At 68.5% G+C, this 13,110-nt stretch carries 9 protein-coding genes; 7 read left to right on the forward strand and 2 right to left on the reverse strand.

Annotated elements, in window-relative coordinates; all coding sequences use genetic code 11:
* The 6 genes from OG266_RS05755 to OG266_RS05780 all read left to right on the forward strand — a co-directional run bounded on the left by OG266_RS05755 (position 1) and on the right by OG266_RS05780 (position 9,791).
* The gene (locus OG266_RS05755) at positions 1–1,065 is read left to right on the forward strand and encodes a LacI family DNA-binding transcriptional regulator (protein ID WP_266472740.1); all 1,065 of its coding nucleotides are present in this window, start codon (positions 1–3) and stop codon (positions 1,063–1,065) included.
* A 304-nt stretch (positions 1,066–1,369) separates the two neighbouring features.
* Positions 1,370–2,701: an ABC transporter substrate-binding protein gene (locus OG266_RS05760; protein WP_371543488.1), complete on the forward strand. Its 1,332-nt coding sequence runs from the start codon at positions 1,370–1,372 to the stop codon at positions 2,699–2,701.
* Positions 2,702–2,705: 4 nt separating this feature from the next.
* Positions 2,706–3,638 carry a carbohydrate ABC transporter permease gene (locus tag OG266_RS05765; RefSeq protein WP_371543492.1) on the forward strand — a complete coding sequence of 311 codons (933 nt, stop codon included), beginning with the start codon at positions 2,706–2,708 and terminating at the stop codon, positions 3,636–3,638.
* On the forward strand, positions 3,635–4,561 hold the full coding sequence (locus OG266_RS05770) for a carbohydrate ABC transporter permease (RefSeq protein WP_266472744.1): 927 nt from the start codon (positions 3,635–3,637) through the stop codon (positions 4,559–4,561). Before OG266_RS05765 ends, OG266_RS05770 begins: the two co-directional genes overlap by 4 nt.
* A 64-nt stretch (positions 4,562–4,625) precedes the next feature.
* On the forward strand, positions 4,626–9,158 hold the full coding sequence (locus tag OG266_RS05775; protein ID WP_371543495.1) for a Tat pathway signal protein: 4,533 nt from the start codon (positions 4,626–4,628) through the stop codon (positions 9,156–9,158).
* A gap of 96 nt (positions 9,159–9,254) precedes the next feature.
* Entirely contained in the window at positions 9,255–9,791 is a 537-nt protein-coding gene (locus OG266_RS05780) for an NUDIX hydrolase family protein (protein WP_266472748.1), read from the forward strand.
* A 22-nt stretch (positions 9,792–9,813) separates the two neighbouring features.
* Here the strand turns inward: OG266_RS05780 and OG266_RS05785 are convergent, their stop codons facing one another.
* Complete coding sequence (locus OG266_RS05785; RefSeq protein WP_329544204.1) at positions 9,814–10,911, reverse strand: PP2C family protein-serine/threonine phosphatase; 1,098 nt, start codon at positions 10,909–10,911, stop codon at positions 9,814–9,816.
* 214 nt (positions 10,912–11,125) lie between these two features.
* Positions 11,126–12,049 carry a nitrogen assimilation transcriptional regulator NAC gene (nac, locus tag OG266_RS05790; protein ID WP_371543499.1) on the reverse strand — a complete coding sequence of 308 codons (924 nt, stop codon included), beginning with the start codon at positions 12,047–12,049 and terminating at the stop codon, positions 11,126–11,128.
* Positions 12,050–12,339: 290 nt separating this feature from the next.
* Here nac and OG266_RS05795 point away from each other — a divergent pair, with 290 nt between their 5' ends.
* Entirely contained in the window at positions 12,340–13,110 is a 771-nt protein-coding gene (locus OG266_RS05795; protein WP_371543501.1) for a LamB/YcsF family protein, read from the forward strand.

The raw sequence follows: 13,110 nt of genomic DNA on the forward strand, positions 1-13,110 counted from the left end.
GTGGACAAGAACGCGGCGGCCTCACCCCACGGCGATGCCTCGACGGTCAGGGATGTCGCCGCGCGGGCGGGAGTGTCGGCGTCCACGGTCTCCCGTGTGCTCGGTGGCACCTACCCGGTGGCCAAGGCCACCCGCGCCAGGGTCCTCAAGGCCATGCGCGAGCTCGACTATGTGGTCAACGCACACGCCCGGGCCCTTGGCGGCTCGACCAACAAGACCGTGGCGTTCGTCGTCGACGATGTCACCGGGCCGTTCTACGCCTATATCGCCCGGGGCGTGGAGGAGCAGGCGTCCGCCGAGAGCAGGCTCTGCATGCTGTGCACCACGCACGGCGATCCGCAGCGCGTCCTCGCCGTCGTCGAGACGATGCGCGAACAGCGCGCCGACGCCGTGATCGTGGTGGGCGGCGCGTGGGACGACAAGGCCTACCACGACCGCATGACGCACTTCGCGCACGCGCTGGACCGGGCGGGCTCACGACTCGTTCTCATCGGCCGGCCACCGCTCGGCCCGGGCGTGCCCGCCACCGTCGTGGACTACGACAACGAGGGCGGCGCCTTCGCCATGACGACCCATCTGCTGAGCTCGGGCCACCGGCGGGTCGCCTATCTGGGGCGGGTGCCGGGTCTGTCCACCAGCAGCCAGCGCATCAGCGGCTTCACCCGGGCGCACGAGATGCTCGGCCTCGAACTCGACCCGAAGCTGATCGTGGACGGCATCTTCACCCGTAGCTTCGGCTACCGGGGAATGCGTGAACTCCTCGCGTCCGGCATGGAGTTCAGCGCGGTCTTCGCGGGCACCGACATGGTCGCCGCGGGTGCCCTCCAGGCGCTGCGCGAGGCCGGCGTGCGAGTGCCGGACGACATCGCGCTGGCGGGCTACGACGACATCCCGACCGCCATCGACGTGTGTCCGACTCTGACCACGGTCCACGTGCCCTCCGAGGAACTCGGCCGCACCGCCGTCCGGTTGGCGCTGCACCGCGAGGAGTTCCCGGAGCGGCAGCACCAGGTGCTCGGTACGCATGTCGTCATACGGGAATCGACTCGGCGGCCCGTCCGCTGACCACACGTACATCCCACCCGGGGTGCCTCCCACGCGAGCGCGTGGGAGGCACCCCTTTCCGCTGTTCACCCGCGCCTTTCTAGAAAACGGTTCCTAGCCGACGGAGCGCCGGTCCCCGATGCCGCCTGTTCGAAATGCCGTGCATACAGGGGGCATTCGCTGCGAACAGAAGATTTCCGCGTACGACGTCTTGTCCGACGAGTGGCACGGCCCTAGCTTCCGTAGAGACCGATTTCTATCCGTCGCTCAGGCGGGGCCGGGAAGCGGATCGCCACGCCATGCCCAAAATCCGAGGAGGACCCTCATGAACCGCAAGCAGGGCAGAGTGGCCGCTGCGACCGCAGTGGCGCTCTCCGTCGTCCTGGCCGGCTGCGGCAGCGGCGGTGACGACGCGGACGCCAAGGACAAGGGGCCGGTCACCATCGAGATGTGGAGCTGGCGGGAGAACAGGGTCGTCGACCCCATCGTCAAGAAGTTCAACGCGACCCACGACGACATCAAGCTGAAGTTCGTGAAGCAGGCCGACAACACCAGCGCGGCCGCCAACCTGCGCAACGCCGTCGCGGCCGGCAAGGGTGTGCCGTGCCTGGTGCAGAACTGGGACGCCGAGGCGCCCAGCGTCGCCGCCGAAGGGCTTGCCGCGGACGTCACGGAGTACATCGAGCCGTACGTCGAGAAGGGGGTCTTCAACGAGTCTGCGCTCGCGTCGGCCCAGGTGAACGGGAAGTACTACGGCATACCCAGCGGCGCCGAGCCGTCGTTCATGATCGTCAACAAGGCGGTCTACGACAAGTACGGCGTCGCGGTCCCCAAGACCTGGGACGAGGTCATCGCCGCCGGCAAGGAGCTGAAGAAGCACGGCGTCTACATCATGAACATGGCCGGAGAGGACCCGTCCACCCTGGTCGGTCTGGTCCAGCAGGCCGGCGGCACCTGGTACAAGATCAACGGCGACAGCTGGCAGGTCGACTTCCTGTCCCCCGAGTCGCTGAAGGCCGCCGACATCATCCAGCAGCTGGTCGACAACGACCTGGTGGCGAACCAGACGTACATGGACAAGCCCGCGCTGATCAACTACTTCGACTCGGGCAAGATGGTCTCCCTGATGACCCAGGTCTGGCAGCTGGGCGCCTACGAAATCGACTACAAGAAGTCGCTGGGCGACTGGCAGCCGGTCGATCTGCCGCAGTTCTCCGACGCGACACGGTTCACGACGATGGCGCACGGCAGGCCCGAGTTCGTCCCCAAGGGCTGCGCGCACCTGAAGGAAGCGGTGGAGGCCGGGATCTGGAAGTCGACCAGCAAGGACGCGATCGACGCCTCTTACGACCCCAAGACCAAGTCGTACCCATGGCCGAGCACCATTGCCGACCCGTCGCCGTGGATCGACTCGGCGGTGCCCGACAAGCTCTTCGGCCCGCGCAAGTCGGAGGCCAAGGGCGTGATCCAGAAGGCCGTCGAGGGCGGTCAGGACACCTGGGTGGTCGGCCCGAACTACACCGGCGTCTTCGCCGAACTCCAGGACCAGTGGGCCAAGGTCGCCGCCAAGAAGATCACCATGCGTGAAGCCCTTGAGCACATGCAGGAGTTCACCGTCGACGACCTGAAGTCGAAGAACATCAACGTCGAAGGCTGATCACGTGTCCACCGCCGCCAAGCAGCCGTCCCGCGCCCCGCACCTCCGCTGGAAGAGGGTCATGGCGCTCAAGGGCGCCTCCTTCACCCTCCCCTTCTTCCTCGGGTTCGCGCTCTTCACCGTGACCCCGCTGTTCATGGCCCTCAAGGAGAGCCTGTACAGAGCGAAGAGCTCAGGTCTCGGCTTCGGTGAGAAGACCGTCGAGTTCGTCGGCTTCGACAACTTCGCCGAAGGCCTCAGCGACGCCAAGTTCTGGGGCGGCATGGGCCGGGTCGCCCTCTTCGCGGCGATCTGCATCCCGCTGATCCAGGTGGCGAGTGTCGGCCTGGCGCTGCTGCTCGACGCGGCCTCGCAGCGCCTCGCCGACCGCTTCCGGCTCCCGCTCCTGGTCCCGTTCATGGTCCCGGGCATCGTCGCCACCCTGATCTGGATCTACCTCTACAGCCCGGACGTCGGTCCGCTCACCCCGTTCTTCGCCCTGTTCGGGATCGACGCCGACTTCTACAGCGGCTCGCTGATCTGGATCTCCATCGGCAACCTGATGGCCTGGAGCAGCATCGGCTTCAACATGCTGATCGTGTACGCCGCCCTGCGCGCCGTACCGCCCGAGATCTACGACAGCGCGCGCATCGACGGCGCCTCGGAATGGCGTATCGCCTGGTCCATCAAGGTGCCGCTGGTCCGCCGCTCCCTGGTGCTCACCACGGTGCTCAGCATCATCGGCACCCTGCAGATCTTCAGCGACCCGATGCTGTTCCGGTCGATGACCCCGGAGACCGTCACCCGCGACTTCACCCCGATCATGGCGATCTACGACTGGGCCTTCGCGCAGGGCGAGTTCAACTACGCGGCAGCCCTGTCGATCATCCTGGCCGTCGTCGTCGGCACCGCCTCCGCCATCTTCTACCGGCTCACGAACAAGGCGCCCACCTCATGACCGTAACCATGGACAGGAAGACCGGTCCTGCCGCCGGCAGCAGGCCCCCGCGAGCGAGCCGACGCACGGAACCGGGCCGGGTCCGCCAGACGACTCGCACCAAGACCCTGGTCATCAGCGGCCTGGTGCTCTTCTCTCTGTACTCGCTCCTCCCGGTCTGGTGGCTGATCGTGTCCGCGACCAAGAGCCGCGGCGACCTGTACACCACCAACGGCCTGTGGTTCACCGACATGAACGTCGGCGAGAACCTCCGGCAGCTCTTCACCTATCAGGACGGGATCTTCCTGAGGTGGATGTGGAACACCCTGTTCTACGGCTTCGTCGGCACCGCGGGCATGACGCTGATTTGCGTGGCCTGCGGGTACGGCCTCGCGATGTACGAGTTCCGGGGCAAGGGCTTCCTGATGGGCTGCATCATCGGCTCGTTCCTGGTGCCGGGGGCCCTGCTCACCATCCCGTCGTTCCTGCTCTACACCGACCTGAACCTGATCGACACCCCGTCGGCGATCATCGTGCCGAGCTTCTTCAACGCCTTCTCCGTCTATCTCGCCAAGGTGTACGCGGAGGGTGCCATCCCGCCCGAACTCCTGGAGGCGGCCCGCATCGACGGCGCCGGTGAGTACCGCATCTTCTTCCGGATCGGTGCCCGGCTGATGTCCACCGGAGCCGCGACGATCTTCCTGCTCGGCTTCGTCGGCTCCTGGAACTCCTTCTTCGGACCGCTGGTCTTCCTGCGCAGCAGCGAGAAGTGGACGGTCATGCTCGGTCTGTACTCCTGGCTGAAGGTGAAGACCGACAGCTCGTACGACCTCACCGGCATGGTCGTCGTCGGCTCGATCGTCTCCCTGATCCCGATGGTGATCCTGCTGATCTCCATGCAGCGCTACTGGCGCTCCGGCGTCACGCTCGGCAGCTTGAAGTAGCCCCGGCCCGGCCAACCCCCCATCCGCTCGCATCCATTCACCCTGCTCGAAAGGGCTCCTCGTCATGCCCAAGCCAGGTCTCAGCCGTCGTCACTTCGTCCAGATCGCAGGTGCCGGAACCGGCGCCGTCACCGCGAGCGGTTGGCTCTGGCAGCAGGCGCCCGCCGCCCACGCCGCCGAGTCGGCGCAGACCAGACAGGCCGGACTGCTCGACAGACTCGTCCTCGGCGACGAGGACTCCGAGGCCGGCCACGGTTTCACCAGCGACGGCAGCGAAGTCGTCACGGGCGGCAACAAGGTCAGGGCCAGGGTCGCCGTACCGCTCGACCCGATCGGCGTGAGACTGGGCGAGCTGCGGTTCACCATGAAGACCGACCCCCAGGCGCAGAACTACCTCACCGTGAAGCTCTGGGGCTCGGACCCCGGCTCGTACAACACCCTGGCCTACCTCAACGGCGAGCAGATCGGCTACCGCCGGACCTTCGACTACGGGCCGGTCGCGCTCGGCCTGGCCAAGCCCGTCCCGGAGCGCTTCTACTACTCCACCCTGATGCTGCCGCTGGAGATGACGACCGGCCGGGACCAGGTGGAGATCACCTTCCGCGCCTACGAGGGCAGTTACACCGGCAAGGCCACCCAGAAGTCCCGCGGCTACTACAGCGTCTACACCCACACCGCCGCCCAACTGGATGTCTCCGCCGAGGACCTGCCCAGCTACGCCCCGCCGGCCAGCACCCCGGACGACATCAGCGACGTGGCCAAACAGGCGCTGATCGACGGCTTCCGGGCCTCGCAGGTCACCCTCTTCAACAACCACTCCGCCACGATGGACAGTTCGGACTCCGCCAAGCTCTCGATCGTCCGTTACGTCGACGACCTGCGCTTCTACGCCAATGTCCTGACGACCGACTGGTGCCCGGCCAGGACGGTGGAGGAGAAGAAGAAGGCCCTGCTTCGTCTCTTCAAGTCCATCGACAACCACGTCAAGGACTACTACGGCAACACCAGGCTGCTGCTGCGCGGCGGCCACCAGGGCGACTGGGGCGGTTATTACGGGGCGCTGGGTGAGGCCCTGTACATCGTGGAGAACGTCATCTCCGACGCGGGCATCTACGGCGCCGAGGCCTTCACGGCCCTGCTGGACGAGGAGTTCACCACCGGCACCTCGGAGGGCGAAACCTCCCTGAAGGACGTCGACTTCGACGGCGGGACCCTGACCCGCCGGGCCGCCTGGGGCCGCTGCCTGAAGGCCAACTTCGACTTCGCCCGCGCGCGGCTCTCGTACATCTACAACCAGGTCCTGTTCACCTACGAGGGCGCCTGGGAGGCCCATGAGGGCCTGCGTGTCATCGGCTCGGAGTTCTACGAGGGCAGGAAGCGCAGCCACGCGATCCTCGGGGAGACGCTCGGCACGGTGCCATGGCTCGGCGAGGAGGTCCTGGTCGGCCCGGACGGCGAGGATCTGGACCTGTTCCACTCGCTCTTCTACCACGACACCACGGCGCGCTTCACCGACGACTTCGTCCAGGTCGTGGGCAAGGGCCTGGCCAGAAGCAAGCTCGACGCGAACGGCGAGGTCGTACGGCGGCTGCCCTACGGCCGGCACTACACCGGCATCACCGCCGCCGGTCTCACCCGCGAGAACACCTACGTCGGCAACTACGGCGAGGAGGCCTCCCGCTTCCTGGGCGAGTACTACTTCAAGACCTTCGGTCACGCGGGCGACGAGGACCTGGGCGACGACATCCTCAAGCTCACCCTGCGCAACTCGCACGCCCGCGGCCACACCCGCTACCCGGCGGCCGACGACAACAACGAGCACCGCCTGATGCGCACCGAGGGCTTCATCGACGAGCGCAACGTGTACGTCCCCGGCATCCCCGCCTACTCCACCCGCATCAATGCCGGGCAGTCGCTCTACCTCACCGCCGTCGAGGCACACATGAAGGCCAACGCCGAGCGGTACGCGGGCCCCGGCTGGGACGTCTACTGGGACTATGCGGCCGAGGCGGTCGGCTTCACCCAGCAACAGCTGGCCGACCACCAGTACTTCAACCAGTTCAACCTCACCACCAGCAACAACAAGGCGGACCTGCGCCTGGCGGAGACCTGGGCCTACCTGGCCGAACGGGGCCCGGCCGGCAAGGTCCTGCCGCAGACGAACTTCGCCTCCTACGCCGACGCGGAGATCTCCGAACTCGGTGTGAACCAGGCCGACTACGAGCAGTTCGCCTGGGTGGACATCGACAACATGTTCGTCTCGATGCGCGACGGGGACCTGCGTGCCTTCGGCTCGCTCTTCGCCCAGAACCGCGGCGTGGCCGGCAGCGGCAAACTCCACGTGATCACCCCGACGCACGAGCACGTGGTGCAGCTGCGCACCAACGGCCTGTTCCAGTACCGCGACTACTGGGCGCGCACCGACAACATCGACGCCGACTTCATGGAGGACATCAACACCGGCGACAACTGGGCCCCACAGTCCCTGGCCGGGGAGATCTGCCCGATCGCGTACCAACCGGGGGTCGGCACCGTACGCCGCGAGAACTTCGAGGCGGACACCCCGTACTCCGGCTACACCGACTTCCTCACCGCCCGCTACGGCCCCTACCTCTTCGGGATCAACACCACACGCAAGGTGTACGGCAACAAGCGGACCCACCAACTCGCCCTCCCCCGGGGCCATTCCGGCTCCACCGTCCTCGACCTGGTCTCCGGGAAGCGGCTGCCGGTCAGCGGCGGAAAGGTGACGGTCCCGCCGTTCACCGCCGTCGTTCTGAAGCTGTCCGAGGGCGCGAGCGAGGTGCTGCTGCCGTCCGTCGTGCGGTACGCGGCGGCGCTGCCCGGCGAGGCGTACATCGGGGTCACCTGGACCACGACCGCGGGCGCCACCTCGTACACCGTCAGGCGGGCCACGCGGGAGGACGGTGCGTACGAGACCGTCGCCGAGGGGGTGAGGGGCCTGTACTGGCGCGATGGGAAGGTCAAGCAGGGGCGCCGGTACTTCTACACGGTCACCGCCGTGAACGAGGCGGGCGGCGGCTGGGCGTCCTGGCGTGCCGAGGCCGAGCTGTCCGGGCCTGTGTCGCGGGGCCTGACCGGCTCCGGGTGGCGCGATGACCGGCTCGGTTCGCAGCGGAGCGGCAGGACGTCGGTCAGCGGGGCGCGTATCACGATCGCGGGCGGCGACGGCGAGGGGCTGGGCAAGGGCGACGACTACATGGTCGCCACCCGCGACATCGAGGACTCCCTCCTCTTCGTCAGCCGCGTACTCGCCGGCACCGGCACGGTGACCGCCCGCATCGACGACCACCAGGGCCTGCTGACCGGGCTGATGCTGCGCGACAAGCTCGACGCCGACACGCGGTACGTCTACTTCGGCGCCGATTCCGAAGGAAAGCTGGTCCTCGCCAACCGCGACCGCGACAGCCGCCACGACTGGCAGGACCAGGTGCGCTCCCCGCGCGACGCGGGGATCTCCGGCTTCACCGCCTCCAACTACCCCTGGCTGCGGCTGATCCGGGACTACGAGACCCACCAGATCCTCGCCTTCGCCTCGCCCGACGGCACTTCATGGACGTACACCGGGTCTATGCTCACGCCCTTCCCGCACGCCGTGCACGCGGGCGTCGCCGCCTCCGGCGACACGGTTCTCGCCACGGTCCGGGTGAGGGACACGGCGTCCGGCGCGCTGCTGCCGTACGTGGCGGGGCGCGAGGCCGACCGAGCCGTCATCGCCTGGAACAAGCCCGAGGACGCGACCGGTTTCACCCTCTACCGGACGTCGGACGCGGACACGGCCGCCACCAACCCCCTGAAGAACCCGGCGGGTTGGGACACGGTCAGCACCGACACGCGCGACCGGCGCTGGACGGAGCAGGAACTGCGGCACGGCAGACGCTGGTTCAAGGTCGCCGCCTCCCTCGCCGACGGCAGCAGCAGGGTCAGCGAGGACGCGACGATCGCCGTCGCCGAGACCCTCGCCCAGCTTCTCGCCCGTGCGGGGAAGACCGACGCGGCGGACTGGACGAAGAAGAGCTACGCGGCCTTCACCACCGAACTCGGCCGAATCGGGAAGGCGGCCGCGGAGCCGGGCGCGGACCAGGACGCCTTGATCGACGAGGTGTACGCCGCGTACGACCTGCTGATGTCGAAGGACACGCTGCTGGTGAAGTTCGGGGTCACGGCGGCGATGGTGGAGGCGTCCACCGTCCAGTGGCCCGGCACCGGCACCAAGGCCGCCAACGGCTGGCGGGCCTTCGACGGCGACCTCGCCACCTGCCCCGACACGCTCGCCGCCGAGAGCTGGATCGACATCGACGCGGGCGACGCCGGGCCCGTCACCATCGACAAGATCCGCTTCCGCCCGCGCGGTACCCACCTCTCCCGGGCCAACGGCACGGTTTTCCGGGGCTCCGACGACGGCGCCACCTGGACGGATCTGCGCACCATCAGTGGCGTGAGCGCGGACCAGTGGTACGAGGTGAAGCTCGCCGAGCGAGCCTCGCATCGGAGGATCCGTGTGTACGACAACCACGACGGCCGGGTCAATCTGTCCGAAATCGAGTTCTGGTACTACCTGCCCGACGAGGCGTGAACCGGGCCGGGAAGTGGTGCGGGTCACGGTCTACTTGGAGGGTCTGACCTGGAGCGGCGCGCGCCAAGGGGCAGTCATGGAAAGTACGATCAACGAATGGCTGACACGACCGAAACCACGCCCGGCTGGCTGAGTCCCGACGACCTCGAGCTGGCGCGCGCACGCATGCCGATCCTTTACGTCGAGGCCGTGCCGGTGCGCGTCGACGACAACGGCGAAGTGACCAGCATCGGACTGCTGCTCCGTATCGGGTCGGAGGGGACGGTCAGCCGTGCCCTCGTCTCCGGCCGGGTGCTGCACCACGAGCGGGTCCGGGACGCGCTCATGCGCCATCTGGAGAAGGACCTCGGGCCGGTGGCGCTGCCCCGGATCCCGGCCTCCCCGCAGCCCTTCACCGTCGCCGAGTACTTCCCGACGCTGGGGACCACGCCCTTCCACGACCCCCGCCAGCACGCGGTGTCCCTCGCCTACATCGTCCCGGTGGCCGGCGACTGCCGCCCTCGTCAGGACGCTCTCGACCTGGTCTGGTTCAGCCCGCAGGAGGCCTCGTCGCCCGTGGTCCAGAACGAGATGCAGGGCGGGCAGGGGGTCCTCCTCAAGCAGGCCCTCGCGCACGTGGGCTGCCTGTCCTGACCGGGGGCGTGCAGCCTGGTGCTCAGGGCGCCGCTCTGTGCACCGCGAGCAACGCCTGGTCGTCCTGCGGGCGGCCGCCGCAGTGCCGGCGTACGTCCGCGGCGAGCACATGCAGCAGCCGCTCGGCGATCCCGCCGTGGTGGCGGTCCGTGAAGCCGTGCGGGAACAGGTGCGGCAGCCGGGTGACCGGGTCGTAGAAGCGGCCGTGCCGGTCGCGGGCCTCGGTGAGGCCGTCGGTGAAGCACAGCAGGGTCGCTCCCGCGGGGAGGCGGAAGGAGTCCACCGGCGACTCCCAGACGCCGAGGGCGGTCATGCCCAGCGGCGGGGCCTCTTCCGCCGGGGGCAGGGCGAGGACCGTGGCGTCCACGGAGAGCAGCAGCGGCGCGGGGTGACCGCGGTTGATCACGCGCACCGTTTCCCCGTCGGGGTCGAACTCGACGACGAGTGCAGTGGTGAATCCCTCCTCCTCTTCCAGACCGCCGCGCACCTCCGCTTCACGCAGCAGCGCGGCCTCCAGCATGCCCAGCAGTTCCGGCAGGTCGCGGGCATGGTCCGCGGCGTACCGGAAGGCCCAGACGTCGGCGCACGCCGCGCGCACCGCGTCCAGGCCCTTGCCCCGTACGTCACCGATGAGGACCCGCGTCCCGAAGGCCGAGTGCCGTACGGCGTACAGGTCGCCTCCGATCAGCCCTTCCTCCTCGGCCGGCTCGTACCTGGCGGCGATCCGCAGGTCACCGATGCGGGGCGGTGGAGTGGGCAGTACCGCCTGCTGTACGACGGCGGAGATCCGGCGTACACGCCGCAGGCCGTCCTCCCGGCGCGCGAGCATGCGGTTGATGCCGACGGCGAGCACGGTGACCCCCGCGAGGGTGAGCTGGTTCGCCAGTCCGTGATGCCAGCCGAACGTGTGATCGATGGCCGCGAGGAAGGCGTGCACGATCATGGCCGTGACTCCCACCGCCACGATGCCCGGCAGGCTCAGCACTGTCGCGGCGGCGACCGGCGCGGCAACGGTGAGCGGAGCCGTGGTCACGTCCGTCGGCGTGGCCAGGTCTCCCACGACGGCCAGCACGAGGATGCCCCAGGGGAGGATCGCCCAGGCGCCTCGATGCCGGTCCACATGCCCACCTTGTCCGGGCGATGGGAGTTCCGCATCCCGGACCGGCGGCGGGGCGATCGGCCCTCCGCCCTTGACCGCGCATCCGCAGGCGTGTGGAAATCCCCGGGATTCGGACCGGCGGGACCAATTCCCGAAAAAACCCTTGGCCGATACGGGGAGCTGTCCCATATCCATTCCGCATGACGTCATCGGCGGCGGAAATGTCCCGCCACGTTTATTTCCGCCGGACCTCGTCCCCGTCGAAGTCGCGGATCAGTTCGTGAAAGAGGTCGTGCACCGCGAGGGCGGGTTCCGACAGGGGCTGGTGGTCGGATGTGCACAGGGAGAGCTTGACCTCGATGGCGGGGTCGGTGATCCGGCGTACGACCAACTTCCGTACGTCGAGGATGGCTTGGGCCGCCGACCAGGGCAGCACCGTCGCGCCGAGGCTGGCGCCGATGGCGCTGGTCAGGGTGAGGACGGACTCGATCTCGCCGACGACCCTCGGTTCGAGTGAGGCGTGCCGGAAGGCGGCGTCGACGACCTGGCGGATCGTGTGGATGCGGCTGGGCAGGAGCAGGCCCACATCGGCGAGTTCCGCGATGGAGACGTCGTCGCCCGGGAGAGCGGACGCGGCGGTGCCCGGCGCACCGATCAGGTAGAGGTCCTCGGTGCGCATGGGCTCGAACTGGACGCCACGCAGGGGCCCGGCGCCGTAGATGAACGCCATGTCCATGCGGCCGGTCATGATGGCCTCGCTGATCACGCCGCCGAAGTTCTCGTTGATGTGCAGCACGATGTCGGGGTAGCGCTCGCGCACGGCACGCAGCAGGGGCAGGGCGAGCGCGGCGCCTGTGCTGTACGGGGCGAGGCCGACGGAGACGCTTCCGGCGGGGGCGCGGCCGGACACGTCGACCGCCGCCTGGGCGAGTTCGAGCTGGCGAAGGATCAGCTGGGCGTGCCGGTAGAGGGCGCGGCCCGCCTCGGTCGGTGCGACACCGCGCTTGCTGCGGATCAACAGCTGCTGTTTGAACTGGGTCTCCAGCGTGGAGACCTGCTGGCTCAGCGCGGGCTGCGCGATGTGCAGGATGTCGGCGGCGCGCGTGATGCTCCCGGCGTCGACGATCTTCACGAACGAGTACAGACGCCTTGTGTCCATCGGCGGCCTCCAGCCCAGCAGCCTGAGAAGGGGCTCATCGTACGGGCCGGGCGCCCGGCCCGGTGTCATACCGGGGGCCTATCACGTCACACCCAACGCGTATTTGATGCGCCAACACCCCGGTATTACGGTCACCGAAACGCTTAATTCCCGGACGGCGTCCAACGTCCGAAGAAAATGTAACGCCCGAGTTAATCGCGTTACGAATTCTTTTCCGGGAGCCCGCGCGAAGAGGCGCGACGACGCGTGAAAACACGTAATTGGGCACATTCCTGTTTCCGGAGGACGACATGGCACTCAGGGTCGATCTCGTGGCCGACCTCGGTGAGGGGTTCGGCGCCTACACGATGGGCGACGACGAGGCGCTCCTCGATGTCCTCACCTCGGCCAACATCGCCTGCGGCTTCCACGCGGGCGACCCCCGGATCATGGACGCCACCGTCCGCCGGTGCGTGGAGCGCGGGGTCGCGGTCGGCGCCCACCCCAGCTTCCCCGACCTGGTCGGCTTCGGCCGCCGCGCGATGGACCTGTCCCCTGACGAGGTCCGCACGGACGTCCTCTATCAGGTGGGCGCGCTCCAGGCGTTCGCCGCCGCGCACGGCACCCGCGTAGGGCATGTGGCACCGCACGGCCGCCTCGGCAACCTGGTCGCGACCCGCGCCGACTACGCGGACGCGGTGGCCGAAGCGGTCGCCTCCCTGGACCCCGCGCTGATCGTCCTGGCGCAGGACGGTGCGCTCGCCGACGCCGCCCGCGCCCGTGGTCTGCGGGTCGGCATCGTCGGGATCGCCGACCGGGCCTACCGGGACGACGGCACGCTGGTGCCCAGGAGCGAGCCGGGCGCGGTCATCCATGACGAGCACGAGATCGCCGAGCGCACCGTGCGGATGGTCACCGAGGGGGTGATCCGCGGGGTCGGCGGCCGTGACATCCCGGTCGCGTGCGACACCGTCCTCCTGCACGGCGACACCCCCGGGGCCATCTCCCTCGCCCACCTCATACGCAAGGAACTCCTCGCGGCGGGCGTAACCATCGCCCCGCTGAACGGCAGGGGTGCCTGA

The sequence above is a fragment of the Streptomyces sp. NBC_00554 genome (assembly GCF_041431135.1).
In the GTDB taxonomy this organism is placed as follows: Bacteria; Actinomycetota; Actinomycetes; order Streptomycetales; family Streptomycetaceae; genus Streptomyces.